Genomic DNA, 26,506 nt, shown 5'->3' with positions numbered 1-26,506 from the left:
TATGAAGCCGCAAGAAAAACACCCGGCCCTTTTGCTGAGCGCTATTGTCCCGATGTACAACGCCGGAAGCAGTTTCCAGGCTTTCATTGACTCCGCGCTGGCGCAAACGCTGCAATCAATGGAAATCATCATTGTTAATGATGGCTCAACGGATGAATCGGCACAGCTGGCACACCGCTACGCCAGCGAGTATGAGCATGTACACGTTATCGATCAGGCAAACGGCGGCGTATCGCGCGCGCGCAATGCCGGACTGGCAATCGCACGCGGTAAATACGTCACCTTTCCGGACGCCGACGACACGCTGTCGCCAGAGATGTACAGCAAGCTGACGGCAATGGCCGAACAGGACGATCTGGACGTGGCGCAGTGTAATGCAGAGCGCGTATTCTGGGGGTCTGGCCGTGCAAAAACGCTGATCCCTGAAGACCGATTGCAATCCACTGCCGTGCTGAGCGGCGCCGACTGGCTGCAACAGGCGCTTTCCACCAACCGCTATCTGCACGTGGTCTGGCTGGGCATTTATCGCCGCTCGCTTATCGAAGAGCTGAACCTGCTGTTTGAGCCTGGGCTGCATCATCAGGATATCCCGTGGACCACCGAACTGATGCTGAACGCGCGTCGCGTGCGCTATACCAGCGAGGTGATGTATCGCTATTACGTTCACGACCAGTCTATCAGCAACCGCAAACGTAGCGGGATGGCCAACGTCGAGTACCAGCGCCACTATTTGAAAATTGCCCGCATGCTGGATGAAATTAACCTGCGCTATCGCCATAAGGTGAAAATCGGCCCGGCCGTGTATCGCCAGGTAACGAAAGAGGCGTTGACCGTTTGCCATGCCCTGCGTCGTGAACCGGACGCGGCGGCGCGACAGGCAATGATAGCGGATCTGTTCGCCAGCAAAACGCCAGGGCGAATGATGCGTAATGCCCGCGGCATTAAACAGTGGTATCAGCTGCTGCTCTGGCTGGGCCGGATTTACCGCTGGCGTCAGCGCTGATGCTGAAGCATCCCGGCTTTTCCGCAGTCGGACTTTTTCTTACAATCGGTTCACTTTATGTTGAGATCCCATAAGTATGGCTACTCTCCAGTCGATTCCCGCCAGCTTTGCGCCGCAGAAAATTTTGCTGATCAAGCTGCGCCATCATGGCGATATGCTGCTGACCACGCCGGTTATTGAAGCGCTTCGCCAGCGTTATCCGCAGGCCAGTATTGACGTGCTGCTCTATAAAGAGACGCTGCCGATGCTGCAGGCGCATCCGCATATTCGCCAGCTGCACTTTATCGATCGCAAATGGAAACAGGAAGGGGCGCTGGCGCATATCCGGCATGAAGCGGCGCTACTCGGCACGATTCGCCGTCAGCGCTACGATCTGGTGATTAATCTGGCCGATCAGTGGCGCAGCGCGATCATTACTGGCTTATCCGGCGCGCGGGTCAGAATTGGTTTCGCTTACAACAAGCGCCGCAGCCTCTTCTGGCGTAAAGCGCATACCCATCTGGTTTCCACCAGCAACCATAGCCAGCTACATACGGTCGAACAGAACCTGTCTGCGCTACAGCCGCTGGGGATTGCTTCCAGCGGTTTTTCGGCCGCGATGTATTACAGCGACAGCGACTGGCAACATACGCAGGCAGTGCTGACCCAAAACCAGGTTACGCGGCCCTATATCGTTATTCAGCCAACTTCGCGCTGGGTGTTTAAGTGCTGGGAAGATGAAAAGGTCGCCGGCCTGGTGAGCGCACTGGCTTCTGGCGAAACAGACATAGTGTTAACCGCCGCGCCCGATAAGAAAGAGCTGGCGATGATTGAACATATTCTTACGCTCTGTCCCAATAAAGCCGTTTCGCTGGCCGGTAAGCTAACGCTGCCGCAGCTGGCTTCGTTAATCGATCACGCTCGCCTTTTTATCGGCGTCGATTCTGCGCCAATGCATATGGCCGCCGCGTTAAATACGTCCTGTATCGCCCTTTTCGGCCCGACCAAGCTGACGCAATGGCGACCATGGGGAGAAAATAACCGGGTGATCTGGGCAGGAGACTACGCGCCGCTGCCGTCACCGGACAGCATTAATACCGGCACGGAGACGCGCTATCTTTCAGCGATCCCGCTGGATGACGTAGTAAAAGCCGCAAGGAGTTATCTGGATGAATAAAATACGGCTGGCCATAGTGCGGCAGAAATATCGGCCGGACGGCGGCGCTGAACGCTTTATCTCGCGGGCGCTTGAAGCGCTGGACGACGATAGCCTGGAGTTAAATATCATCACCCGCAGCTGGCAGGGCGAGCCAAAGCCGGACTGGCACCTGCATATCTGCAACCCTAAAAAATGGGGAAGGATTTCACGCGAGCGTGGTTTCGCCGTGGCCGCCCGTGAATGCTGGCAGCGGGAAAAATTCGATATCGTGCAAAGCCACGAGCGCATAGCGGGCTGCGATATTTTTCGCGCCGGTGACGGCGTGCATCGCGTCTGGCTGGAGCAAAGAGCGCGCGTTGTTTCCCCGGCGCAGCGGCTGCTAACCAGCCTGAGTCCCTATCATCGCTACGTCATGGCGGCAGAAGAAAAGATGTTTCGCTCGCCAGCGCTGAAGAAAATCATCTGTAACTCGCTGATGGTAAAGAACGACATCATGCGCTGCTTTCAGGTGCCGGAAGAAAAGTTCGCGGTTATCTACAACGCTATTGATGCCCAGCGCTTCAGGCCCGCCACGCTGGAAGAGCGCCAGCAGTCGCGTACGGCATTAAACTTACCCGCTGACGCCAAAGTCTTTATCTACGTCGGTTCCGGTTTTGAACGCAAAGGCTTAAAAGCCTCCATAACGGCGCTGGCCGCTACCGATGCGCATTTACTGGTTGTTGGTCAGGACAAGCAGCAGTCCCGGTATGTAAACCTGGCTCGCCAGCTGGGATGCGAAAACCGCGTGCATTTTGTCGGCGTTCAGCACAACGTTACTCCTTACTATCACGCGGCTGACGCACTGATGCTGCCGACGCTCTACGATCCTTTTCCAAACGTCATTCTGGAAGCGATGGCGTGTGGGCTGCCGGTTATTACCAGTTTTACCTGCGGCGGAGCGGAATTTATCGTTGATGGCGAGCAGGGCTACGTGTGTGATGCGCTGGACGTTACGGCACTGACTGCCGCCGCTAACGCTATCACAGTCAGAACGCTCGACAGTCGTATGGGCGATGCGGCCCGCGAGCGCGTTCTGCCTTGCTCACCGCAGCGGCTGGCAGGCCAGCTTCATGCGCTATATCAACAAGTGTTGCAGCAGGCCTGAGAAGAAGATGTGAGCACGCGCGACTTATCTGCTAACATGCGGTAATGTTTCTCTTTTCCGGCTTTTTCTGGCGCGAGTCTCTCTGTAATTCGTAAACATTGTGATGACAACAATTTATTCTGTCCTGCTCTACCTTATTCAGCCTCTGATTTGGCTGCGGCTCTGGCTGCGCGGCAGAAAGGCACCGGCCTATCGTCAACGCTGGGCGGAACGCTACGGCTACTGCAAAGACAAAGTCAGGCCGGACGGTATTCTGCTGCACTCCGTTTCCGTCGGCGAGACGCTGGCTGCCGTGCCGCTGGTCAGGGCGCTACGCCACCGTTATCCTTCCATGCCGATTACCGTCACCACCATGACGCCGACCGGTTCGGAACGCGCGGCCTCGGCCTTCGGTAAAGATGTTCATCACGTTTATCTGCCTTACGATCTGCCCGGCTCCATGAATCGGTTTTTGAACAATGTGAATCCACGTCTGGTGATCATTATGGAAACCGAACTGTGGCCGAACATGATTGCACAGCTTCACGCCCGTAAAATCCCGCTGGTCATCGCCAATGCTCGTCTTTCTGAACGCTCGGCGAAAGGCTACGGCAAGCTGGGCAAATTTATGCAGCGCCTGCTGCAAAAAATCACGCTGATTGCGGCGCAAAACGCAGAAGACGGCGAGCGTTTCGTCAGCCTTGGCCTGAAGCGTTCCCAGCTGACCGTGACCGGCAGCCTGAAGTTTGATATTTCCGTAACGCCGGAGCTGGCCGCACGCGCGGTTGCGTTGCGCCGCCAGTGGGCTTCACGCCGCCAGGTATGGATAGCAACCAGCACGCATGAAGGCGAAGAAAGCATTATTCTGGAAGCGCACCGCAAACTTCTGGCGCGCTTCCCCGATCTGCTCCTTATTCTGGTGCCTCGCCATCCGGAGCGTTTTTCTACCGCGCGCGAGATGACGCAGAAGGCTGGCTTTAGCTTTATCACACGCAGCAGCGGCGAAATCCCTTCGGGCGGTACGCAGGTAGTGATTGGCGATACGATGGGCGAGTTGATGCTGCTGTACGGCATTGCCGATGTGGCATTCGTCGGCGGCAGCCTGGTGGAACGAGGCGGACACAATCCGCTGGAAGCCGCCGCGCATGCAATTCCGGTGCTTATGGGCCCCCATACTTTTAACTTTAAAGATATCTGCGCGAAGCTGCAGCAGGCGGACGGGCTGATTACCGTTACCGATGCCGACTCGCTGGATAAAGAGATCGGCACCCTGCTCACCGATGAAGATTATCGTCTGTACTATGGCCGCCATGCGGTAGACGTTCTGCATCAGAACCAGGGCGCGCTACAGCGTTTGCTACAGTTACTCGAACCTTATCTGCCACAGCGGAATCACTAAATGTCTTCACGTCAGCTTCTGTCGGTTGTACTGATCGCCAAAGATGCGGCCGAACTGCTGCCGGAATGCCTGGAATCCGTGAGCTGGGCCGATGAAATCGTGCTGCTGGATTCCGGCAGCAGCGACGGCACGCCGCAGATTGCTGCCCGGCACGGCGCGAAAGTTTTCCACTCTCACGAGTGGCGCGGTTACGGCAAACAGCGCCAGCTGGCTCAAAGCCATGCCAGTCATCCGATGATTTTGATGATCGATACCGATGAGCGCGTCACGCCCCAGCTGCGCAGCGCTATTGAGGCCGTATTAGAACAGCCTGCCGCTGGCCGTACCGTTTACAGCCTGGGCCGTCGCAATCTGTTTCTGGGGCGTTTTATGCGCCATAGCGGCTGGTATCCCGACAGGGTAACGCGCCTTTACCCGCGCGACTTTACCTATAACGACCATCAGGTACACGAATCGCTGGAAACCCAGGACGCACAGGTAGTGGCGCTGAAAGGCGACCTGCTGCATTTAACCTGCCGCGATTTTTCCGCCTTTCAGTGGAAGCAGTTTGCCTATGCGGAAGCCTGGGCAAAGCAGCGCCATCATCAGGGGAAAAAGTGCAGTATGGCGGCGATTTTTGCCCATACGCTGGGTGCTTTTCTGAAAACGCTGGTGCTGCGCGTCGGGTTTCTGGATGGTAAACAGGGCTGGCTGCTGGCGGTGGTCAACGCGCAGTATACTTTCAATAAATATACGGCGCTGTGGGCGCTGAATCACTCTTCGCACGCTTCCGGTAAGGGCGGTTTATGAGCACAAAAGCGATCTATCCTGGCACCTTTGACCCGCTGACTAACGGCCATCTGGACATTATCACGCGTGCGGCGCGCATGTTTGACCATATCATTCTGGCTATCGCCGCCAGCCCCAGCAAAAAGCCTATGTTTTCGCTGAACGAACGCGTGGCGCTGGCGCAGCAGGTGGTAGCGCATTTGCCCAATGTAGAAGTGACGGGATTTAGCGACCTGATGGCAAACTTTGCGCGCGATCGCCAGGCAAATGTACTGGTGCGCGGCCTGCGGGCGGTTTCCGACTTTGAGTATGAGATGCAGCTGGCGCGGATGAACCGCCATCTGCTGGCGGAGCTTGAAAGCGTGTTCCTGATGCCTTCCGAAAAGTATTCGTTTATCTCTTCCACGCTGGTGAAAGAAGTGGCGCGCCATCAGGGCGACGTCAGCGCTTTTTTGCCAGCGCCCGTCTATAACGCGCTGCTGGCAAAGCTGTCGGACTAGCTATTTCTGGCAGGTTGGGCAGTAAAAAGTACTGCGCTGCGCGTGCTTTGCGCCAACTATTGGCGTAGTGCAAACGCGGCAAGGCTCACCCGCCCGGCCGTAAACCTGCAGTTCCTGAGCAAAATAGCCCGGTTTCCCGTCCGACTGTAGAAAGTCGCGTAGCGTGGTGCCGCCTTGTTCAATGGAGCGCAGTAGCACCGCTTTAATCGTCGCGACCAGCAAAGATGCATCTTCTTTGCTCAGGTCCATCGCTGGGCGATCGGGATGGATCCCGGCCGCAAACAGCGATTCGCTGGCGTAGATATTGCCAACGCCCACCACCAGCTTGTTATCCATCAGCCATGGCTTAACCGGCGTTCGTCTGCCGCGCGACTTCTCAAACAGGTAATCTGCGTTAAACGCTTCACTTAGCGGTTCAGGGCCGAGATGCGCTAACACATTGCTGGCGGTCAGGTCGCTGCTCCATAGCCAGGCGCCAAAGCGACGTGGATCGGTATAGCGCAGCACTTTGCCATTGTTCATCACCAGGTCAACGTGGTCGTGCTTGGCTGGAGGCGTCTCCTCTGACAGCACGCGTAAGCTACCGGACATCCCAAGATGGATAATAATCCAGCCTTCAGGCAGCTCTAACAGCAGATATTTGGCGCGACGCTGGACGCTAAGGACCGGCTGGTCGCTGAGGCTGTGAATTTCATGAGAGACAGGCCAGCGCAGGCGGCCATTGCGTACTACGGCGTGCAGAATAGTGGCGCCGACAAGATGCGGTTCGATACCGCGTCGGCTGGTTTCTACCTCAGGTAACTCCGGCATTCAAACCTCCCGCTGGGAATTTTTCCGTTCTCACAAAAGAAAAAACCCCGCCGAGGCAGGGTTTTTCAGTCGCTAATCTCAATTACTTGATTTTAGCTTCTTTGTAGATCACGTGCTGGCGGACAACAGGATCGAATTTCTTCAGTTCCAGTTTTTCCGGCTTAGTACGCTTGTTCTTCGTGGTGGTATAGAAGTGACCTGTACCAGCAGAAGAAACCAGCTTGATCTTCTCACGAATACCTTTAGCCATGTTTCAGTTCCTTACCTTAGTACTTCTCACCGCGGATACGCAGATCGGCCAGAACCGTCTCAATACCCTTTTTATCAATTACGCGCATGCCTTTGGCAGATACGCGCAGTGTAACGAAGCGCTTTTCGCTCTCAACCCAGAAACGGTGAGAGTGCAGGTTCGGCAGGAAACGGCGTTTCGTCGCGTTCATTGCGTGGGAACGGTTGTTACCCGTCACCGGACGCTTTCCAGTTACCTGGCAGACTCGTGACATGTCAATTCTCCAAAAATCAAATAAGCTCGAGCTTTAAAAATAAGGTCTTGGCCGCCTCGTCAGGCTCTTAGCCCATCCAGGCGAGTTCTATGTGAACCCGCTGAGCAGGCCCAAATGCCAAACCCGAGATTCTCAAAGGTGGCGTAGTATACGCCCTGCAAGGCCGGTGCTCAAGTCCCGAACAGATAAAGATCCCTTTGGATCGTGCAAAATTGCTCCATTTGAACGCAAAAAGTGTTGTCTGCCGGTTAAAAACCACGCGGTTTCCGCGCTTCAGCCGGGTGAGAGCCATCCCTGCTCGGCAAAAGAGACATATTCGCCACGGCCAATCACAATATGGTCCAGTACGCGAATGCTGAAATGCTGGCAGCAGGTGATAACCTGTTGAGTTACATCACGATCGGCCATGCTGGGCGTGGCGATGCCCGAAGGATGGTTATGAGCGAGCACAATTGCCGCCGCGTTATTTTTTAACGCCCTGCGGACAATTTCGCGCGGATGAACCTCAACGCTGGCGATAGCGCCAGCAAACATTTCGCAAGCTTCAATAATCCGGTGCTGACTATCAAAAAAAACCACCATAAAAATTTCACGCTCGCGATGCGCCAGCCTGCTGTGCAGATAATTCACCATATCCGTGGAGCTCTGCACGGCCTGCTTCATTGAATCAGAACAGGTAAAAAAGCGTCGTCCAAGCTCGGCTATGGCGTTCAGCTGCGCATATTTTGCTACGCCCACGCCCTTTATCTGCAAAAACGCGTCTTTGTCTGCCGTCATCAGCCGGTAAAGTGAACCAAATTCTTCAATCAGCTGCCGGGCCAGCGCCATTACATGGACGCCGTTTGCCCCGGTACGGAGAAAAATGGCTAACAGCTCTATATCCGTTAACGCTTCTACCCCTTCCGCCACCAGCTTTTCACGTGGCGGTAGCTTTTTCCATGGCTTCTTCATGTGCTTTCCTCCTTCCGCAACAGACAGAATCATGGCATTATATACAGTAGTTTTCTACGCGGGTAAGGCCGCTCTGCGAGTTCTCTCGCAAAGATGATGCTGCGTTAAAAGTCAGCAAACCGGGAGTGTGGTAAAATGGCGGCATTCCGGCGCCTGCGCGCCCATCTGTCTCAACGGAGCGGATAGCATGACATTAAACGGTAAACGTATAGTTCTGGGCATCAGCGGCGGTATAGCGGCTTACAAAGCGCCAGAGCTGGTAAGACGCCTGCGCGATCGCGGCGCAGAAGTTCGGGTGGCCATGACCGAAGCGGCAAAAGCGTTTATCACGCCGCTGAGCCTGCAGGCCGTCTCGGGTTATCCGGTCAGCGACAGCCTGCTGGACCCGGCGGCGGAAGCGGCAATGGGCCATATTGAACTGGGGAAATGGGCCGATCTGGTTATCCTGGCCCCTGCCACAGCCGACCTTATCGCGCGCGTCACGGCGGGTATGGCTAACGATCTGGTCACTACCATCTGTCTTGCTACCGCTGCCCCCATCGCCGTTGTACCGGCTATGAACCAGCAAATGTACCGGGCTACCGCTACGCAACACAATCTTCAGGTATTACGCGAGCGCGGCCTGATGATTTGGGGACCGGACAGCGGCAGTCAGGCCTGTGGCGACGTAGGGCCAGGACGCATGCTGGATCCGTTAACGATTGTCGACGAAGCGGTTCACTGGGCTTCTTCAGGCAACGATTTGACGCACCTCAACATCATGGTAACCGCTGGTCCAACCCGCGAGTCGCTTGATCCAGTCCGGTTTATCACCAACCACAGCTCGGGTAAAATGGGTTTTGCTATCGCCGCCGCTGCCGCAAAACGCGGTGCCAGCGTCACGCTGGTTGCAGGACCGGTCGCGTTAGCCACGCCGCCGGGCGTTAACCGTATTGACGTCATCAGCGCGCTGGAAATGGAAGCGGCCGTCATGGCTTCCGCTGCCAGCCAGGACATTTTTATTGCTTCTGCTGCCGTTGGTGACTATCGCGCGGCGGCGTTCTCTGAAGAAAAAATCAAAAAACAGGGCGATGAAATCGTTCTGAAGATGATAAAAAACCCGGACATTGTTGCTGGCGTAGCGGCCATGCAGGAACATCGTCCTTTTGTCGTGGGGTTTGCAGCAGAAACCCGGAATGTGGAAGAATATGCCCGGCAAAAAAGGGTACGGAAAAATCTGGATCTGATCTGCGCTAATGATGTTTCTAAAGCCGGGCAAGGATTCAATAGTGAAACCAATGCCCTGCATCTTTTCTGGCAAGAAGGGAACAAAGTCTTACCGCTTAGCGATAAGCAGCTCCTGGGCCAACAATTACTGGACGAAATAGTCAGCCGTTATGAAGAAAAAAATCGACGTTAAGATTTTAGACCCGCGCGTGGGCACCACTTTTCCCCTGCCCGCTTACGCCACCTCGGGTTCCGCTGGTCTCGACCTGCGCGCCTGCCTGGATGAAGCCGTACAGCTGGCTCCTGGCGCGACCACGCTGGTGCCTACCGGTCTGGCTATTCATATTGCCGATCCGCAGCTGGCCGCGGTGATCCTGCCGCGTTCCGGTCTGGGCCATAAACATGGCGTGGTGCTGGGCAATCTGGTGGGCCTGATCGATTCCGATTATCAGGGACAGCTGATGGTTTCCGTGTGGAACCGTGGACAGGACACGTTCAGCATTGAGCCTGGCGAACGTATTGCGCAGATGGTCTTTGTACCGGTTGTGCAGGCTGAATTTAATCTGGTCAACGACTTTGACGCCAGCGTGCGTGGTGAAGGCGGCTTCGGCCACTCAGGCCGTCAGTAGTCGCCAGCCTGGCATTCGTGAGCGAGTAACTCCCATATTTTCGCCGTGAGCACGACCGCTCACGGATGTCGCGTGGGCGTTGGCCCGTATAAAGTGATATTTCAGGGGTCTTTCAGGACATGGCAGAGAAAAAGAGTGCGAAAAGGAACCGTCGCGAAGAAATACTGCAGGCTCTGGCGCAAATGCTGGAATCCAGCGACGGAAGCCAGCGGATTACCACGGCCAAACTGGCCGCCAACGTCGGCGTTTCGGAAGCTGCGCTTTATCGGCATTTCCCCAGCAAAACGCGCATGTTTGACAGCCTGATTGAATTTATTGAAGACAGCCTGATTACGCGCATCAATCTGATTTTACAGGATGAGAAGGAAGCGATTCCGCGCCTGCGCCTGATACTCCAGTTGATTCTGGGTTTTGGTGAGCGTAATCCGGGCTTATCACGCATTCTGACCGGCCATGCCCTGATGTTTGAACAGGATCGCCTGCAGGGAAGAATCAATCAGCTGTTTGAACGTATCGAGGTGCAGCTTAAACAGGTGCTGCGCGAGCAGAAGCTGCGTGATGGTGAAGGTTTCAAAACGGACGAGGCACTGCTGGCTTCCCAGCTGCTGGCGTTTTCTGAAGGATTGCTGTCGCGTTTTGTCCGTTCCGGGTTCCGCTATCGTCCTACGGCAGAATTTGAAACGCGCTGGCCGCTACTGGCCTGTCAGCTGGTATGAACAACCCGGGCCGCTATCAGCGGCCCGCTGTTTTTTAAATACCATACTCTTTACGATAGGCGCGGACGGCGGCCAGATGGTCAGCCAGCTCCGGTTTTTCTTCCAGATAGGTAATGAGTTCGTTCAGCGTGATAATGGCAATGACCTTACAGCCGTAGTCACGTTCCACTTCCTGAATAGCCGACTCCTGACCCCGACCGCGCTCCTGGCGATCCAGCGAAATCAGCACGCCAGCCAGCGTTGCCTGATTGGCGGCGATAATTTCCATTGATTCACGAATGGCCGTGCCGGCAGTAATAACGTCATCTACCAGCATAATGCGTCCCTGTAACGGGCTGCCAACCAGCGTACCGCCTTCGCCGTGATCTTTTGCCTCTTTCCGGTTGAAGCAATAAGGCACATCGCGGTCATGATGATCGGCCAGCGCTACGGCAGTGGTGGTAGCGATAGGAATGCCTTTATAAGCGGGGCCAAAAACCACATCAAAATCGATACCAGAATCGACCAGCGCCTGGGCATAGAAGCGCCCTAACAGCGCCAGATCGCGCCCGGTGTTAAACAGACCGGCGTTAAAAAAATAAGGGCTTTTCCGCCCTGATTTCAGCGTAAACTCGCCAAATTTCAGCACCTGTTTGTTAATGGCGAATTCGATAAACTGCCGCTGCCAGGCTTTCATGTCTCGTTCCTCAATCAGTTATAAAAAAGGCGACTCTCTGGTCGCCTGGAATATCAGTTTTGTAACGCCGCCTTCTGCGCTTCGATCAGCGTATCAATGCCGCCGCGCGCCAGAGAGAGCAGCGTCAGCAGTTCTTCATGGCTGAACGGCTCACCTTCTGCGGTGCCCTGCACTTCAATCATCCGGCCATCTTCGGTCATGACCACGTTCATGTCGGTTTCTGCGGCAGAGTCTTCAACGTATTCCAAATCGCACAGCGCTTCACCGTTAACGATACCGACAGAAACGGCAGCAACCATCCCTTTCATCGGGTTGGCCTTCAGTTTGCCAATAGCGACAAGATGGTTCAGCGCATCGGCCAGCGCTACGCAGGCTCCGGTAATAGAAGCAGTACGCGTACCGCCATCAGCCTGCAATACGTCGCAATCCAGGGTGATAGTGAATTCGCCAAGCGCTTTTAAATCCAGCGCGGCGCGCAGAGAACGAGCGATCAGACGCTGAATTTCCAGCGTGCGGCCGCCCTGTTTGCCTTTTGCAGCTTCACGCGCGTTACGGCTGTGGGTAGCACGGGGCAGCATGCCGTATTCTGCAGTTACCCAACCCTGGCCCTGACCTTTCAGAAAGCGCGGAACGCCCTCTTCAATGGTGGCGGTGCAAAGCACTTTGGTTTCGCCGAACTCAACCAGGACGGAGCCTTCTGCATGTTTAGTATAGTGGCGAGTCAGGGTAACGGGACGCACCTGACTGGCATGACGGCCTGCTGGTCGCATGGTTTTTCTCCGGCTTAAAAATCGTGATTGGCTGCGCATTATACGGATTTCGAGAGCAGATGCCTACGGCGACCCGCGTAAACGCTGTTTCCGCTGAACACGAGAATTTTTCACACCTTCAGGAGGCTACTGATTTGCCAGAGTTTGACCTGATGCCTGTTAAGGCAACGTCAGCACCGCTATAATCACCTGAACTTTTTCTGAAAACGGGTACGCACAATGATCCGCAGTATGACCGCTTACGCCCGGCGTGAGACAAAAGGCGAATGGGGCAGCGCAGCCTGGGAGCTTCGTTCCGTAAACCAGCGCTATTTAGAAACCTATATCCGCCTGCCGGAACAGTTCCGCGGTCTGGAGCCGGTTATCCGTGAGCGCATCCGCAACCGCCTGACGCGCGGCAAAATTGAATGCAATTTGCGTTTTGACGCTGACGTGCGGGCACAAAGCTCGCTGGTGCTGAACGAAAAGCTGGCAATTCAGCTGGTTCAGGCTGCCAACTGGGTGAAAATGCAGAGCGATGAAGGAGAGATCAACCCGGTTGATATCCTGCGCTGGCCTGGCGTGATGTCCGCAGAGGAACAGGATTTAGACGCTATTTCTGCCGAGCTGCTGCAGGCGTTGGATACCGCGCTGGATGACTTCATCATTGCACGTGAAACCGAAGGCGCGGCTCTGAAAGCACTGATTGAGCAGCGTCTGGAAGGGGTTAGTGCCGAAATCGTTAAGGTCCGCGCGCAAATGCCGGACGTGCTGAAATGGCAGCGTGAACGGCTGATAACCAAGCTGGAAGAGGCTCAGGTACAGCTGGACACTAACCGCGTCGAGCAGGAACTGATTATGCTGGCGCAGCGCGTAGACGTGGCAGAAGAGCTGGATCGCCTGGAAGCGCACGTTAAAGAAACCTATAACATCCTGAAGAAGAAAGAGGCCGTTGGCCGCCGCCTGGACTTTATGATGCAGGAGTTCAATCGCGAATCTAATACGCTGGCGTCTAAGTCGATTAATGCTGAAGTGACTACCTCCGCCATTGAGCTTAAGGTGCTGATTGAGCAGATGCGCGAGCAGATTCAAAATATCGAATAATTTCCACCCTCACCCTATAAATTCCATAAGCCCATGTTAAATGGGCTTTTTTATGGTATTTAAATTCCACTAATGAACATGTTTCTCCACTTACATCCACGAAATTTAGGGGGGCAAAATGGGGAGCATTTGTGCTTTACTAGAAAAATATAACAGTCTATAACCAGATACCCCCCACTAAAAATGACAGGTCAGTTATATGGGTTCATTAACAGTAAAAGCCGTTCAGTCTCTGATAAAAGCAGGCAGAGTTGGTAAGTTTGGAGATGAGCGAGGTCTATACCTGAAAATCCCCTCCAAGGGTGAACCATACTGGATGCTGAGATACACAGCACAAACAAAGAGACGGGAAATCACTTTAGGGAAGGTTTCTATAGTGTCACTCGCAGAAGCTCGTAGCCTTGCAGAAGATGTTCGCAAAAAGGTTATGGCTGGAGATGACCCTATCGCAGAAAGAAAGTTAAACAGACCTGAAGCACTGATTACAGTGAATGATCTTTTCGAGGACTGGCATAAAGTCCTCGAAAAGCGATTGAAGCACCCACGAATTCCAGAAAGGATTTACCGTAAAGACATAGCACCTACCATTGGTGGACTTGCCTTAAGCAAAGTCACTCCCATAGATGTCAGAGCAATTCTTCAAAATATTACTAAAAGTGGAAGACCTACAATTTCCAATGATGCTCTTCTTCACATGAAGCAACTCTTCAATCACGGCATTAAGCTCGGTTTAATTCAGAGCAACCCAGCGACTGCTTTCAAAGTGAATGATGCCGGAGGTGTTGAAAAGAGCAGAGAAAGAGCATTGAGCCTGGATGAGATTGCTTATGTTTTTAAAGTGTTCAGAGAACATTCGGACAGCTTCTCTCGTGATAACTATCTCGCTTGTGCCCTGTTACTGCTTCTTGCTGTTCGCAAAAGTGAGCTGACAGAAGCTCCGTGGTCGGAATTCAATTTAGAAGATAAAAAATGGTCCTTACCAAAAGAAAGAAGTAAATCTGGTGTAGGTATTGTCATCCCACTTCCTCCACTCGCAATTGAGATTTTAAACGAGCTGAAGGTCAGAGCCTTTGGCTCTTCTTATGTCTTCCCAAATCGCCGTGTGAGCAAGTCCCAGCACATGGCAAAAGACACTCTCAACAGAGCCATAGCGAAGCTGTTCGGTATTGAACCTGGCAAAAAGAAGAAACCCAAAAACGTTATGGGTGATATTGAATATTTTACTGTCCATGATCTGAGAAGAACGAGCCGAAGCTTACTTGCTTCACTGGCAGTTCCTCCTCATGTGGCCGAGAGATGCCTGAATCATAAGCTCAAAGGTGTTGAAGGTATTTATGACAGACATGACTATTTTATGGAGAGAGTAAAAGCTCATTATTTATTAAGCAATGAGCTTCGGTTCTTAATCAAAGAATTATAAATTAACTCCTTTTTATCCAATTGCTATCGGAAAATTCAATGGATGACTTACATACTAAACAAATTGAAAGGCAGGTTAAAAATGAGAAAATGATAAAAGATATGCAATACCAATTAGGATTTGAAACAAGATTTGAATCAATAACTATCCTGATTAATATTAAGAGCCATATTAAGAAGACAAAATAGCTTATCAACTGGTTTATTTTTGATACTGAATACGGTCTTGATTTTAATAGTAATAACTCAGTCGCATAACTCTCATTCTTACTTAAGTGTGAGTTTGCCACTACTTTATAAAGTGGGCCAACTATGTCATCTTCTAACATATCAACATGTTTTTCCCAATTCTGTTGCCAAAATTTGCTTCCTTTATTGACACATGACCAAGCAAAAGAAAAAACGCTCCCTAAACAAACAATCATTATAGTAAGCTCTTGTTTTGAATCACCTTGTGGGATACTTGAGGATTGAAGGGCTATAAAAGCAACGAAACTTGCACCAATAAATGTCCAAAAATATGTAGCTCTTTTCCAGTATAATTCTATTTCAAATTTTCTTATTTCCAGAGCACAGGCTAAAGCTTTTTCTCTCTTAATACTATCAATCAAAAAAGCTTTTTTATAATCTATATCATTGAATTTATTTGAATTATACATCAAGGTCTCCATGATAATTTTAGAAGAACATTAAGTTGTACTAATGTATGCTTAGAAAGTATAATTAAGATTATTCTCATTAAAAAGGATTAAAACAATGAATAATCAGCAACTTAATACACTTATAGTTTCCCTAGTTGATACTGATACCAATCGTATTATGGCTAATCAAGGTGAAGATGCAGGTAAAGGTAGCCAATACATCTGGTTGAGTAAAGAAACTCTGGATTTTTTTCCTCCCTTAGATCAAAGAAACGACCGTGAGAAAATTGCAGAATATACTATTATTAATCTGAATTATATCGATTTAAATGAAGTCCGTGAGGAAAGAGTTACATACGAAGCTGAAAATAATATGGATGTACGGTTAGGGACAGGAAAGCTCCGCTATAGTAAAATTGCCCAACCTTGTGATTTAGCTTGTATTACAAGAACAGGAATTAAAGATTATGAGTTGCGAATAATTCAACAAGGTTCAGCTATCTATGATAGATTAAATGCTGTTGCAACAACTTCAATAGGTCATAAAGGCAAAAGGTTTGGTTTGATAGATAATAATATTTTCTTTCAAACCATATAATTAATGAGGGCCAATCAGGCCCTTTTTTTTCTCAAAATAACTAATCTTTCAGAATCAATAGAGTTCAATTTATGAAGCTCATACCTTTTATAAACTTCCAAAGTGATGTCATCATGTAAAGTCCAACCTACTGATTTTGCAATATCAATAAGATAAGATGGCGTATCTAATTTAAACAACCTGCCGCCAAGAGTAGTCGAATTATGACCAACTACTAAAGCAAATTTAGCATCGGCTTTCATCATTGAAAAAACATTTTCAAACATTTTTTTCATATCAGAAAAATATCGGTAAACGATAAAAGGCATTGCCTGCCTTCTAAATCCATCTTTATCAGTTAAGCTATTAAACATCTCAAGACATAATTCATTTAAATTAACAGGAATCTTAGAGGAATTTTCAATCAAGGACTTCATTAAGTCTCTCTTGAGTGACGGAGATAGCTCACGAGATCCTATTAAATCCCGGTCTAATTTCTTTACTTCATCAGGAGAAGCTAAACCAAGCCATACTATGCTGAGTCTTTGTGTATCGATATAAGGTAAAGCTGTCGCATATGGAGGACTTGTTATTGCGCAATCGAAATCACGATACTGTTTTAATGCATCGCTATCCCTTATATCAGTATTTATGGCTTTAGAATTAATAATTTCAACTTTAGCAAAATCATGCAGTGATTTTATGTTGGCACAAACCGAATTAACTTTTCCATTAACTGCTTCCCAGAAATCGATATCCGGCATTTCTGAGGTTCTCCTCCTAATTCTTAAATCCGCAGGCTCCTGTAAAGAATATTCTCTAACTAAATCGCTCACTAAAGCAAAAAGTAAATTCCGGTATTTTTCGTTATTAGCTTTTAAAACTACAAAACGAAAAGCTTCTAACTTTTTTAAAGTTTCAATTTCAAACCATTTTTTTAAATAAATTAATCGTGTATCATTCTCAATGATAAAATCTTTAGCCAATACTATGGCTTTGTCAATGCAATCCTTAGAAAAAGACTTAAATTCTTTAACATCCATGCCGAGAGTGGATAATTTAGCATTACTGATGAAACATGCTAAGGGGTTAAAATCGAAGCCCACACCTTCAATTTTATTTAAAGCGGATTCATAAAGAGTTGTTCCGCTTCCACAGAAAGGTTCCACAACTTTAGAATTTTCATCAACCTCTAAAATATTTAAAATTGAAGAAACAATTTGAGGATTAAACTTACCTTTGTATTCATGTAATCCATGTGCACCATACCGTGTTGACTGTCTTTTAGTGTGCCCACTTTTAAGACAAGAGCTTTCTTTAAACTCTTGCAATGATGGCACTAGATATCCATTTTCACTGATTAACTTTAAGAAGGTTAGCTTACTGATTTTAAACTTTTGTTTATCATTTACTGATTTTAAATTTATATTATAACCAATTTCAGTCTCATAAATGTCTTCTGATGGGAACACCTTAGCGAGTTCTTTTTTTGCAAGTTTCTTTTCATATTCAAACAGCTTGTAATTTGGAAACGTGAAATTTAACATTACTTTTTCCTAAGAACCACAATTGTTTCTTCTTTAATCTTTGCATAAGAAAGATTAAATGACTTCCTATTAGAATTCATATTTCTATTAAATCTTTCAACAATATCAAAGCCAAGATTTTCTGCTGCTTCTATAATTAGGTCAGCATTATCTATGTTCTTACCATGAATGATGGATCTGCCAACTACAAAAGCGGCATAGCCTCCTAATATAAGAACGGAGTCTATAAGCTTAAGTGTTCCATACATTTGATGATAAAAATCCCTCTCGGTATGATGATTTTTTTTAAAGAAATGTGCTCTAGCCCCAATTTCTTTTTCTTTAACTTCTTTAGGGTCAAAACCTAACCACCACATTCTATATTTATGATAGAGCCAGTATTCATATGCATTTGGATAAGGTGGCGAAGTAACGACAAGACCTATCTTAGAATGAATTTCCTTTGATTCAACTGTTAATATATCTTTATTGATAATTTGACATGGCAAATTATCGTTATAATGCAACAATGATTGATTTAACTTTTCGCATGAAATCTCAAATAACCTGAAAACATCCCATGCATCTATATTTTTCTCTATAGAAGCATAACGAGTGTCGCTTTCCTGATTAGATGCTTTCACAATTATTGAGGAAAAAGCCACACAAAGAGCATCAAAGACATTATGACCATAAAATTCATGGATGCTTTCTTTCAGTTTTAATAAGTTTTCCTGTATATCTAATTTAAACCAGTGGTTTAAATTAGGGATTGATGCCAACTCATTAATATCCACTTTTTTTGATTTTGCATTAGCTATTACGGCTTTGAAGACATTTTCAAAATCATTCGGAACTCTTGAGGTTTTGACTTTAGATACCAAACATGCGATTGGATTCAGATCAATTCCGACACAAGAAAAACCAAGTGACTGAGCAACTTTTAGAGTCGTTCCAGAACCACAAAAAGGATCTAAAATTGAAGTGCCTTCTTTACAGCCTAAATGATTAATTAGCTGAAACGGTATCTCCGGTATAAACTTGGCAGGATAAGGATGGATTCCGTGCACAGAATCTTTAATAACTTTCTCTTTAAAATCCCAATCCAGGTCAGTAATTAGTTCAGCCATGTCGATTTAAACCTTAATAATCGTAACCGCTTAAGATAACATAAACTGCTAATGAAAACAATTGCTGTAAATCCAAAAAATAAAAAGTTTTACTCAGCTACACTATCCAAACCCCTGATGAGATGATAATTTAAAAAATCACCCTAAAAATTTTTCAGTCTAAATCAGGAAATCAAAAACGACTTTTCCATCGGATTTTAAGGAGATAGTTAATGAGTGACGAAATCAAAGATAAAGTTTTTGAAATTATCAAAAGAGAAATGCCTAATCGATTAAAATATATTGATATTAATGAAATTACAATCCATGAAGAAAGTTTCTTTGGAAGATCATATTACACCGTTAATATGCCAAAAAATGACTTGGGTAAGAAAAAATATAGTAACCTAGATCCTTTTAGATCATTGCTCGATGCAGAAAATGATAACTTCTATTTTTCAAGAAAAAAGCACATTGAAAAATTGATTAAAAACAAAATAACCAAAATATTCCTAATCCCTTATCTAACTATTTTTTTTATGATAAGTATTGGGAGTTATTATAACGATTTATTTTTAATCTTGATGTATCTGCTTCCGTTACTCTTTGGTTATATGACTTTCTCTATCTCTTATTTTACAATGGGAGATCATCTAAAAAAAATGGCGGACTTTGTTGTAATCTTTACAGGAGCATTAGGTGCTACAGTATTAATATTTAACTTTGTTGATATGAATACACTTAGTAATAATTTTATAATTTCAAATGCTCAAGCAATAGCCTTGGAATATTCAAAATTATATAAAGCTCTACGGATACTACTTTCGGAAGTATTTATATATTTTTATACAATTAAGCTTTTAATTTCCTATTCAGAGTTAATACTTTCAAGAAAAGAGTATCTTAAGAATCAATTTAACAATGTAGTGTTCGCTCTTAAAAAACCTTCTGTAAAACCTAACAAGAAGAAATGCCGAAAGTTTTCTTTGAAAAGATTTCTTCTCTCCCCATTTAAGTTTATTGCCAAACTTCCAATAATTATAGTTAGATGTTTTTTATAATCATTATTGCCTGCCGAAAATTATATAAATAATAGGTGAAAGGATGATGCTTATTGCTATAGTGAAAAAACCAGCATAGAAAAAATAAAACCCCAGTATTGTTTTGGGATCTTTGATAGTTACAACTGCGATTAGAGCAAGGAGGTTTAAAAAAATTATCTTTTTCATTTTCTGTCCTTTTATTTTTAATAAATCATATTTTAGCAGGTTGTCAATATAATTATTAGCAAGGGCTAACTCAGCGAAGCTGAGTTCCCCTTGTTTTTCTTCCTTGTAGTCAGAAAAAGAAAAGCCAACATCGAAATCAAAATCTAAACCATTGACACATTTGCATATTATGATAATTACATATGCATAGCATACGGACTTGCTATTAATTAAATATTAAAAGGAGTTGATATGGAAAAATTTAATAATATATTTGATGACGAATTTCCTTCGTCGTTCAGCGATCATTCAAAAGCAAAGAAACTACCACCTAACCGCATCCGCAAGCATACAGTAACAGTTCGTCTTAACGATTTTGAACTCAAGCAAGTGAATAATTCTCGGAACCAGCTCAGCAAAAGCTGTTGGCTAAGAAGCTCAGCTCTTAAGCAACTTTCTCCAAGAGTTCCAGAACCCAACAAAGAAGCCTGGCAAGAGCTTACTGCTTCATTGCAGAAGCTCAACGACCTTACATCCTTTCTGATTCGGAAAGGAACAGATGCTCAGCTTCTGTCGCATGAAGTAACTGTTTTAAAGTTAAAGCTGTCACATGTAAGAGATGCTCTACTGACACTCGACAAGTGACCATTATTGATGAAGGGCATGAATAAAATAAAAAGGGGCAAAAAATTCCGAGGTGTCGTCTCGTATGCTCTTGCCCCTGCTCCTCATCACTTAACCGTTCCTCAGGTGATAGGAGGAAACCTGGTAGGCATTTCAGTGGAAGAGCTGACAGCAGAGTTCAACAGAACTCTGCAACTGAGAGAAGATGTTGAGAAACCTGTATGGCATAACTCTCTTCGTCTCCCTAAAGGTGATTCGTTGACCAATGAACAATGGAAACTGGTAGCTGACGACTATATGACTCGCATGGGCTTCTGCGACACTCATCTTCGCTGTTATGTTCTTCATGACGACGAAGAAGGACAACACATACACATCATTGCTTCTCGCATAAACGTTTTGGTCAATGGCCAACTCTATCTTGGCAGGAATGAGAATCTCATCAGCACTCGTGTGATCCAAGATCTGGAACAGGAGCATAACCTCACTCGCACCGTTGGTCCCTCACCAGAGAAACGTTCACAGAAGCAAAAGAAGCTCTCCCGTAATGAAACTATGATGCAAGACAGGACCGGAGAGAAAGCTCCCAAGATAGTGATACAAGAAGCTATAGATGCAGTTCTCACCTTCTTTGATGAAATCACTATTGAAGACTTCATCAGTGAACTGCAAAAGCAAAACATATTAGCGACATCAAACATCGCATCTACTGGCAAGATGAACGGTTTCTCGTTTGAGCATAAGGGAGTCGCTTTTAAGGCATCCCAGCTCGGTAAAGCATACAGTTGGTCAAACCTAAGTAAGCGAGTCATCGTTGCTCATCAAACAGAAGCTATCACTCCGGTATCGATTGCCGTCAATGAAAACGTTTCGACTCCCATTGAAGTTCATCCCACAGCAACCCCATCAAGCCTTATGGCGAAATCCAGCGAACATACTCGCTCTCGCTGGTTACAATGGATACCTTACCTCGACGAGCTTGTTGCCAGTTTAAAAGCTGTTAGTTCAACGATACTCAATCCTCTCAAAAGTAATGTCATCTATACAGCAATACGAACCGGCAACTCTGAAACACCAGAGATTCCTGAGGTAAATTCTCATGACTCGGCAAGAAAACCGCAATTTAAACCCCTTTAAACGGCTAGTTTTCAGTTAGTTAAAATCATTCCCCAAGCCAAACACAACAAATATTTTCATTTCAAATCATATTGATAGATAAAAACGATCGATCGTTATTACTGATCAATTATCCATTGATGATAGTCATTAGCTATCAAAAGAAAGCGATCGATCGGTATAAATGATTTGCTAGTAACTAATTCTGAGTCGTAAAGTAACTTCAAACAAAGCGATGTAGCTTACTGAATTATCAGCAAAAAAGCTGACGAATACGTGCGCCCTAAATTCAGCCCCTTTCATATAGGACACTTACATGACAGCGATGACAGAAGTAAAACAGCCGAATTTTCTAATGATGAAACGGGTATGGATTGCTATCGCTTTACCAATCGTCATTTTTTACTTTCTGGGTATGCAAGGTTTAGTTCAGCTTGCGATGATTTGGGTTTTCGTAAGTATTATGCTTTTGATGTTTGCTTATAAAAAGTTCAAAGTTAAGAAGTGGAATGCCAGCACCAGGGATTATTTTAATGAAAAAAATGATGGTATCTGGAGTCATGAATATTTCAGTTCATTGATGATCATTGATACTAATAAAAGAAAAATTTTCTTAAAAGAAGAAAACAAACAAAAAACTTATAACTTTTCAGATGTGAAGGAGTGGAGATATAACCTTTCTCATGGTGGTGAAACCATCAGTGGCGGATTGAGTAGCATGGCTCAAAATAATATCCAAACGAACAGAAACCTCTATGAATCAGGTTTCTTCGTAATTGTAAATGATCTTCAACAACCTGAGTGGCACATTCGTTTTTTCCCGAAGAACGGACACATCAACACTCAAGATGGTGTGAGGGATTTGGAACTTCAGTTCAAAAGATGGATGAATGTATTCGATAAAATTGTCAATCAAGACTGAAGATAGTTTATAAATCGTGCAATAAATCAAAAAGGAAAGCACTCGGAAAGGTGCTTTCCTTAAGAATTTTCAAATCCGCTTTTTAAGCAATCGGCTATTTTTGTTATGAGAACTTTGCTTTTGAAAGTTCATCTTATGGCTGATGAAGTTTTTCTCAACTTCATGCTCATTCCATATGATATATTCAACAATAAATTTATAAAAGTAGAGAACTCTCTCCAAACTTATTGTATCAGGTAATGTATGAAAGTTTGGGCTAAGTAAAGCAGAGGTGAGAACAGCGATAATATTACTTGATCCTGTAAGGTGAGGATTCTCATAGTCCTGCTGATACTTTAAAAAGTAGCCCACACAAAAGAGATAAGCATCTTTTACGATCTTTTCTTTATTACAGTCCGATTCATCGTATCTAAGAATGAAGCGATTTAAGAGTATTAAAAACTTTTGGTCTGGCAAATATCTATTTAGTTTAATCATAATAAGCATCCTTGCTGTTTGTGAAATGTCATCCCGACTCTAAAAGAATTACCACAATATCCAATCATGTCAATAGCTAAAACCTATCAAATTTGTCGCCATATTTTTTGGGTAATGGACTGTCTAAATCTTCAAGAGTTATTTGCCGTATATGGGCATTATATTGCCACCTGTGAAACTGCTCAAGATAGCCGTTGTTTTCCTTTAATAATGCTTTGTTTTCAGCTTCGAGCCTTTTGATCCTTTGAATAGCTGCGTTTCTGTTCGCAGGTTTGATAGTCTTATCTTCACCATGCTTTAACTGTTCTTTCTTTAGTTTAAATGATTCTTCAACGGATTTATGACTGCTTAAAGACTGACGAGATGGCCTTTTGCCTATACCTGAAGAAACTTTGTCACATAGAGCATCCCAAGTCAGCTTTTCATTCTCAGACCATCTATTTATTACTCCTACAATATATCTGATCTGTATAATGCTTAAATGTTTTGCCATTTAGACCTCCCTTATTTGTATTCTTTCATGGAATTCACACCACTTCTGAGCACTTTCATGCCCTTCTTCTTTATCATGAGTCGCTTTTTCTCGAACTCTTTTGTGTATGCTTGAAAAGCTTTCTTCATCTATCCCTGACTCATTTTCAGGGTAATGTTTACAAGGTTCTGAAGCATATGCATGTCTGCAATAACCGTGCTTGTTAACCATGACGGCACCGTTGTTTAAGATATTCAAATCTTCAATTACAGCCTCAGAGCGTTTTTGATTTTCATCTTTAAGTTCTTCACCGTTAATTAAACTAAGCATATGAGCATGGTTTCTATGATCATAATATCTATTTTGAGCAATACATTGCCTTCCTGACCAACGAGCAAGATCGAAACCATCAATGCCTGCAATGAGAGCTAATGTATTAAGAAGATGTCTTGGCTGATGCGAATTAAGTCGATATCCCGAGGTTTTATCACCTATAAAACCATGCCTTTCAAAAATATTTATAAATCTTTTTTTACTTTCTCTGGCTTTAACTAAATCAGTACTAAATAAAGCATAAGTAGGTCTTTCAAAAACCAAGCTGTAAGTATCATTGACTTCATTAAGCTGAAAACGATTTAACAGGCATAAGGCATTTGAATATTTAATATTTTTCTCACGATCAAACCAAGGAAAATCTTTTGGTTTAGAATCAAAAACCAACCTCTTCAATTCGTTTAAAGTATATGAATAGTCTTGATGATTTATTACATTGCCATTTAATGTAATTCCCTTAATCTTTCTTCGATAATCATTGCTAATCTCTCTGTAAAAACCTAAAAACTCGCAGACCTCTTTAGCAGTAAGATATTTATTCTCATCTATTACAGAAAGGAGGATCTGAGATTGGAAATTTTCATAACCTCCCTCCATTTTTAGGGCGAGTTCTCTGGCGTTTTTAGACAGCATCCTTAGCCTTCTTACAGCAGTTTGAGCAACAGGGATCATTTCAGTTGGAATCCACTTGATATCGCCTGCATATCCTTTACCCGAGAAGAACCTAAGGCCATACCGTTTAATGCCTCTGGAATCGTTTTCTGAAATCTCACAGTCGCTGGGTAAAGCCAAAATTTCAGAAATCCTACTGGGTGCACAGCAGAGTAGTGCCACAACTGAAGTGGTAAACATATCTCTTTGAGAGAGTTCTTCATCCTTTTTAGCAAAGATTCTTGCAATAACCATTAAAGATTCAATATCTGGCAACTTACTATGACCTTTGAGATCTTTATCATATCCTTCCCAGCTTTTCCGATATTTGAACCTGACTGGGTTTATCCACTTCAAATGAGGTAAATCAATCATTCTATTTCTTTTAAGGAAATTGATTATATTCTCTAATTCTTTGCATGTATCTGCGGATACAGACTTAGAATATTTCTCATAGATAATATTGGCACATTTATCTAAAACTAAATTATTGCATTCGTTGATATTTGCATTATCAAGCAGTTCTAGAAGAACGAACTCAAGTGCCTTTAAAACTCGTAATGCTTTAGTATGTTTTTTTCTCTTTCCATATAAAATAGAAAATTTAATATATGCTTTAGCAAAGTCTATAAAATCTTCACTAAGAGGAACATCGGATTCACGATTATCATTGAAATCAAATTTAGTAAACCTATAAGTCTTTCCCCAAGAAATTGCATTCCAGTCTTTTATTAACTCGTTGTCAGAAATAATACTACGATAGTATGCCACATAAGCTTTTACATTGTGAAAAGCCGAGTTTTTTTGGTCAGGTTTAAATAACACTATATTAGACATTATCTTCAGATCTCCATTGATTGAATTTTCTACACTCAAAACATTTGATATCATTATGAATACTTTCTTTTATACGAAAAGCCTCCTTGATAACTTTGATAAATCCTTGAGAATTTGATTCAACGTCTATTCCCATAAAGATATTGGAGAGCGGTGACATAAATTTATTCATGTGCGAGTCAATCTTGGCAACATTGTCAGCAATATTTTTAATGTAGATTCCCGCTGAGCTTATATTGCTGTGATCAAGTGCTTGAGCAATCTCGCTAACTGATGCTCCGTTTTTTGCGAGAATTGAGCCTAATGTGTATCTAAACCTTGTTGGATTTAATTTGATAACATTACCTGTTCTTTCTGAAATAAGTCCATGTTGTTTAGCCATTTTCCTTACTTCATTAGTCAGCGACTTATTTTGTGCATGGAGAAAATCTGAGGAAACCTTTTGCTTCAAATCTGTGATACTCCTGCACGAATTTACAGCTTTCTGATTAATGAAAACTGGCAATAAATCACTGATATGCTGTTCTAATTTAACTCCAAACTTCGCTTCTATTTGTTTTACTGTTTGATCTTTTAAATGCATTAATGAAGAAAACAATCCTTGTGCAAGAAAACTTGAAGTAAAACTTTCTCTGAATGTAAGTTGTTGCTTAACCCTTGGGATATTAATGTATATACCCTTATCATCTTTCTTAAGATCGATATGCTTCAATGATGTCAATTGCACTGGCCGTCTACCTGTGGTGATTAAGAGATGCAAGAAACAAAATAAAGATAAGTCAACCTTTCCTTCAGATATCAATTCATTGGTTTTGGTTGTAACCATACTCAGTTCATTATCTGTAAAAGGTCCTGCATTAGGGTCTCTCCTTTTAACAGCTTCACCAATTGCTCCCCGAATTATTTTAATATCATTAAATATAGCCACTGAAGATGAATTTATACCTGGGTAATTTAACTCAACCCATTTCTTCAGAAAACTCTTCATACAACATAAATAATGTAATTCATGCTCTTTCAGTCCAGCTTTAAACCTCAAAATACTTTCACTATCGATGACTTTTATCTTAGAATTTGCGAAAAATTTTTTAAATGAATTGCTAATAGCATTTACATATCCCGCACTAAAATTTGAAGAAAAATATGCAAGAGTATGGATATAACCAAATTTGATATCAGATGATAGGTATTCAATCGCTTCAATCGGAGATATAGTTATACTTTTATCAAGCTTCCATTTTCCATCTGTTAGTTTGAAGTAATACCCATCCATTTTAGCTTTGTAAGAGGCTTCTTCGACTTTTAACGACAAACTCATA

The 26,506-nt window shown here is 45.1% G+C and carries 29 protein-coding genes; 16 read left to right on the top strand and 13 right to left on the bottom strand.

Annotated features, from left to right (window positions below):
* Nucleotide 1: 1 nt before the first annotated feature.
* The 6 genes from ACMGGR_RS21795 (at nucleotide 2) to coaD (ending at nucleotide 5,931) form a co-directional block, all read left to right on the top strand.
* The gene (locus ACMGGR_RS21795) at nucleotides 2-1,003 is read left to right on the top strand and encodes a glycosyltransferase (protein WP_414147861.1); all 1,002 of its coding nucleotides are present in this window, start codon (nucleotides 2-4) and stop codon (nucleotides 1,001-1,003) included.
* A gap of 76 nt (nucleotides 1,004-1,079) precedes the next feature.
* On the top strand, nucleotides 1,080-2,159 hold the full coding sequence (gene rfaQ, locus ACMGGR_RS21790; protein WP_414147860.1) for a putative lipopolysaccharide heptosyltransferase III: 1,080 nt from the start codon (nucleotides 1,080-1,082) through the stop codon (nucleotides 2,157-2,159).
* Nucleotides 2,152-3,285: a glycosyltransferase family 4 protein gene (locus tag ACMGGR_RS21785; RefSeq protein WP_414147859.1), complete on the top strand. Its 1,134-nt coding sequence runs from the start codon at nucleotides 2,152-2,154 to the stop codon at nucleotides 3,283-3,285. Before rfaQ ends, ACMGGR_RS21785 begins: the two co-directional genes overlap by 8 nt.
* Nucleotides 3,286-3,388: 103 nt before the next feature.
* Nucleotides 3,389-4,663, top strand: a complete 1,275-nt coding sequence (waaA, locus tag ACMGGR_RS21780; RefSeq protein ID WP_246761628.1) for a lipid IV(A) 3-deoxy-D-manno-octulosonic acid transferase — start codon at nucleotides 3,389-3,391, stop codon at nucleotides 4,661-4,663.
* Nucleotides 4,664-5,452 (top strand): glycosyltransferase family 2 protein, encoded by a 789-nt coding sequence (locus ACMGGR_RS21775; protein WP_246761630.1) that lies wholly within the window; start codon nucleotides 4,664-4,666, stop codon nucleotides 5,450-5,452.
* Nucleotides 5,449-5,931 carry a pantetheine-phosphate adenylyltransferase gene (gene coaD / locus ACMGGR_RS21770; protein ID WP_246761632.1) on the top strand — a complete coding sequence of 161 codons (483 nt, stop codon included), beginning with the start codon at nucleotides 5,449-5,451 and terminating at the stop codon, nucleotides 5,929-5,931. The genes ACMGGR_RS21775 and coaD overlap by 4 nt, the downstream gene beginning before the upstream one ends.
* On the opposite strand, the gene mutM is transcribed toward coaD, so the two are convergent.
* The 4 genes from mutM to radC form a co-directional block, all read right to left on the bottom strand.
* Nucleotides 5,932-6,741 carry a bifunctional DNA-formamidopyrimidine glycosylase/DNA-(apurinic or apyrimidinic site) lyase gene (gene mutM, locus ACMGGR_RS21765; protein ID WP_246761634.1) on the bottom strand — a complete coding sequence of 270 codons (810 nt, stop codon included), beginning with the start codon at nucleotides 6,739-6,741 and terminating at the stop codon, nucleotides 5,932-5,934.
* 82 nt (nucleotides 6,742-6,823) lie between these two features.
* Nucleotides 6,824-6,991, bottom strand: a complete 168-nt coding sequence (gene rpmG, locus ACMGGR_RS21760) for a 50S ribosomal protein L33 (RefSeq protein WP_001051798.1) — start codon at nucleotides 6,989-6,991, stop codon at nucleotides 6,824-6,826.
* A 16-nt stretch (nucleotides 6,992-7,007) separates the two neighbouring features.
* The gene (rpmB, locus tag ACMGGR_RS21755; protein WP_246761637.1) at nucleotides 7,008-7,244 is read right to left on the bottom strand and encodes a 50S ribosomal protein L28; all 237 of its coding nucleotides are present in this window, start codon (nucleotides 7,242-7,244) and stop codon (nucleotides 7,008-7,010) included.
* A gap of 273 nt (nucleotides 7,245-7,517) precedes the next feature.
* A complete protein-coding gene (gene radC, locus ACMGGR_RS21750) occupies nucleotides 7,518-8,195 on the bottom strand; it encodes a RadC family protein (RefSeq protein ID WP_246761638.1) in 678 nt (225 codons plus the stop codon).
* 187 nt (nucleotides 8,196-8,382) lie between these two features.
* On the opposite strand from radC, the gene coaBC reads away from it, so the two are divergent.
* The 3 genes from coaBC (at nucleotide 8,383) to slmA (ending at nucleotide 10,746) form a co-directional block, all read left to right on the top strand.
* Nucleotides 8,383-9,594: a bifunctional phosphopantothenoylcysteine decarboxylase/phosphopantothenate--cysteine ligase CoaBC gene (gene coaBC, locus ACMGGR_RS21745; RefSeq protein WP_414147858.1), complete on the top strand. Its 1,212-nt coding sequence runs from the start codon at nucleotides 8,383-8,385 to the stop codon at nucleotides 9,592-9,594.
* On the top strand, nucleotides 9,572-10,030 hold the full coding sequence (dut, locus tag ACMGGR_RS21740) for a dUTP diphosphatase (protein WP_246761642.1): 459 nt from the start codon (nucleotides 9,572-9,574) through the stop codon (nucleotides 10,028-10,030). The genes coaBC and dut overlap by 23 nt, the downstream gene beginning before the upstream one ends.
* A 119-nt stretch (nucleotides 10,031-10,149) precedes the next feature.
* Nucleotides 10,150-10,746: a nucleoid occlusion factor SlmA gene (slmA, locus tag ACMGGR_RS21735; protein WP_414147857.1), complete on the top strand. Its 597-nt coding sequence runs from the start codon at nucleotides 10,150-10,152 to the stop codon at nucleotides 10,744-10,746.
* Between the two features lie 34 nt (nucleotides 10,747-10,780).
* Here the strand turns inward: slmA and pyrE are convergent, their stop codons facing one another.
* A complete protein-coding gene (pyrE, locus tag ACMGGR_RS21730; RefSeq protein ID WP_246761646.1) occupies nucleotides 10,781-11,422 on the bottom strand; it encodes an orotate phosphoribosyltransferase in 642 nt (213 codons plus the stop codon).
* A gap of 53 nt (nucleotides 11,423-11,475) precedes the next feature.
* Complete coding sequence (gene rph / locus ACMGGR_RS21725; protein WP_246761648.1) at nucleotides 11,476-12,192, bottom strand: ribonuclease PH; 717 nt, start codon at nucleotides 12,190-12,192, stop codon at nucleotides 11,476-11,478.
* Between the two features lie 219 nt (nucleotides 12,193-12,411).
* Here rph and ACMGGR_RS21720 point away from each other — a divergent pair, with 219 nt between their 5' ends.
* Nucleotides 12,412-13,275 (top strand): YicC/YloC family endoribonuclease, encoded by an 864-nt coding sequence (locus ACMGGR_RS21720; RefSeq protein WP_414147856.1) that lies wholly within the window; start codon nucleotides 12,412-12,414, stop codon nucleotides 13,273-13,275.
* A 199-nt stretch (nucleotides 13,276-13,474) separates the two neighbouring features.
* Nucleotides 13,475-14,695: a tyrosine-type recombinase/integrase gene (locus ACMGGR_RS21715; RefSeq protein WP_414147855.1), complete on the top strand. Its 1,221-nt coding sequence runs from the start codon at nucleotides 13,475-13,477 to the stop codon at nucleotides 14,693-14,695.
* A gap of 1 nt (nucleotide 14,696) precedes the next feature.
* On the opposite strand, the gene ACMGGR_RS21710 is transcribed toward ACMGGR_RS21715, so the two are convergent.
* A complete protein-coding gene (locus ACMGGR_RS21710) occupies nucleotides 14,697-15,353 on the bottom strand; it encodes a hypothetical protein (RefSeq protein WP_414147854.1) in 657 nt (218 codons plus the stop codon).
* Between the two features lie 97 nt (nucleotides 15,354-15,450).
* Between ACMGGR_RS21710 and ACMGGR_RS21705 the strand changes: the two genes are divergently transcribed.
* Complete coding sequence (locus tag ACMGGR_RS21705) at nucleotides 15,451-15,933, top strand: hypothetical protein (RefSeq protein ID WP_414147853.1); 483 nt, start codon at nucleotides 15,451-15,453, stop codon at nucleotides 15,931-15,933.
* Nucleotides 15,934-15,947: 14 nt separating this feature from the next.
* Here ACMGGR_RS21705 and ACMGGR_RS21700 read toward each other — a convergent pair whose 3' ends face one another.
* A complete protein-coding gene (locus ACMGGR_RS21700; protein ID WP_414147852.1) occupies nucleotides 15,948-17,459 on the bottom strand; it encodes a DNA methylase in 1,512 nt (503 codons plus the stop codon).
* Nucleotides 17,459-18,568, bottom strand: coding sequence for a DNA methyltransferase (locus ACMGGR_RS21695; RefSeq protein WP_414147851.1), 1,110 nt, complete (start codon nucleotides 18,566-18,568; stop codon nucleotides 17,459-17,461). Before ACMGGR_RS21695 ends, ACMGGR_RS21700 begins: the two co-directional genes overlap by 1 nt.
* Before the next feature lie 212 nt (nucleotides 18,569-18,780).
* Here ACMGGR_RS21695 and ACMGGR_RS21690 point away from each other — a divergent pair, with 212 nt between their 5' ends.
* The 4 genes from ACMGGR_RS21690 (at nucleotide 18,781) to ACMGGR_RS21675 (ending at nucleotide 22,417) form a co-directional block, all read left to right on the top strand.
* Nucleotides 18,781-19,608, top strand: a complete 828-nt coding sequence (locus ACMGGR_RS21690; protein ID WP_414147850.1) for a hypothetical protein — start codon at nucleotides 18,781-18,783, stop codon at nucleotides 19,606-19,608.
* Between the two features lie 399 nt (nucleotides 19,609-20,007).
* Complete coding sequence (locus ACMGGR_RS21685) at nucleotides 20,008-20,400, top strand: hypothetical protein (RefSeq protein WP_414147849.1); 393 nt, start codon at nucleotides 20,008-20,010, stop codon at nucleotides 20,398-20,400.
* A gap of 9 nt (nucleotides 20,401-20,409) precedes the next feature.
* A complete protein-coding gene (locus tag ACMGGR_RS21680) occupies nucleotides 20,410-21,516 on the top strand; it encodes a relaxase/mobilization nuclease domain-containing protein (RefSeq protein ID WP_414149017.1) in 1,107 nt (368 codons plus the stop codon).
* 295 nt (nucleotides 21,517-21,811) lie between these two features.
* Entirely contained in the window at nucleotides 21,812-22,417 is a 606-nt protein-coding gene (locus tag ACMGGR_RS21675) for a DUF4755 domain-containing protein (protein ID WP_414147848.1), read from the top strand.
* A gap of 69 nt (nucleotides 22,418-22,486) precedes the next feature.
* Here ACMGGR_RS21675 and ACMGGR_RS21670 read toward each other — a convergent pair whose 3' ends face one another.
* From ACMGGR_RS21670 to ACMGGR_RS21655, 4 genes are all read right to left on the bottom strand, one after another.
* Entirely contained in the window at nucleotides 22,487-22,894 is a 408-nt protein-coding gene (locus ACMGGR_RS21670; RefSeq protein ID WP_414147847.1) for a hypothetical protein, read from the bottom strand.
* 76 nt (nucleotides 22,895-22,970) lie between these two features.
* Entirely contained in the window at nucleotides 22,971-23,387 is a 417-nt protein-coding gene (locus ACMGGR_RS21665; RefSeq protein ID WP_095706484.1) for a hypothetical protein, read from the bottom strand.
* On the bottom strand, nucleotides 23,388-25,187 hold the full coding sequence (locus tag ACMGGR_RS21660; RefSeq protein ID WP_414147846.1) for a DNA-binding protein: 1,800 nt from the start codon (nucleotides 25,185-25,187) through the stop codon (nucleotides 23,388-23,390).
* Complete coding sequence (locus tag ACMGGR_RS21655; RefSeq protein WP_414147845.1) at nucleotides 25,180-26,505, bottom strand: tyrosine-type recombinase/integrase; 1,326 nt, start codon at nucleotides 26,503-26,505, stop codon at nucleotides 25,180-25,182. The genes ACMGGR_RS21660 and ACMGGR_RS21655 overlap by 8 nt, the downstream gene beginning before the upstream one ends.
* Nucleotide 26,506 lies beyond the last annotated feature (1 nt).

The sequence above is a fragment of the Erwinia sp. BNK-24-b genome, from assembly GCF_047456155.1.
Classification (GTDB): Bacteria; Pseudomonadota; Gammaproteobacteria; order Enterobacterales; family Enterobacteriaceae; genus Erwinia; species Erwinia phyllosphaerae.
This window is presented reverse-complemented; position numbering and strand designations above follow the sequence as displayed.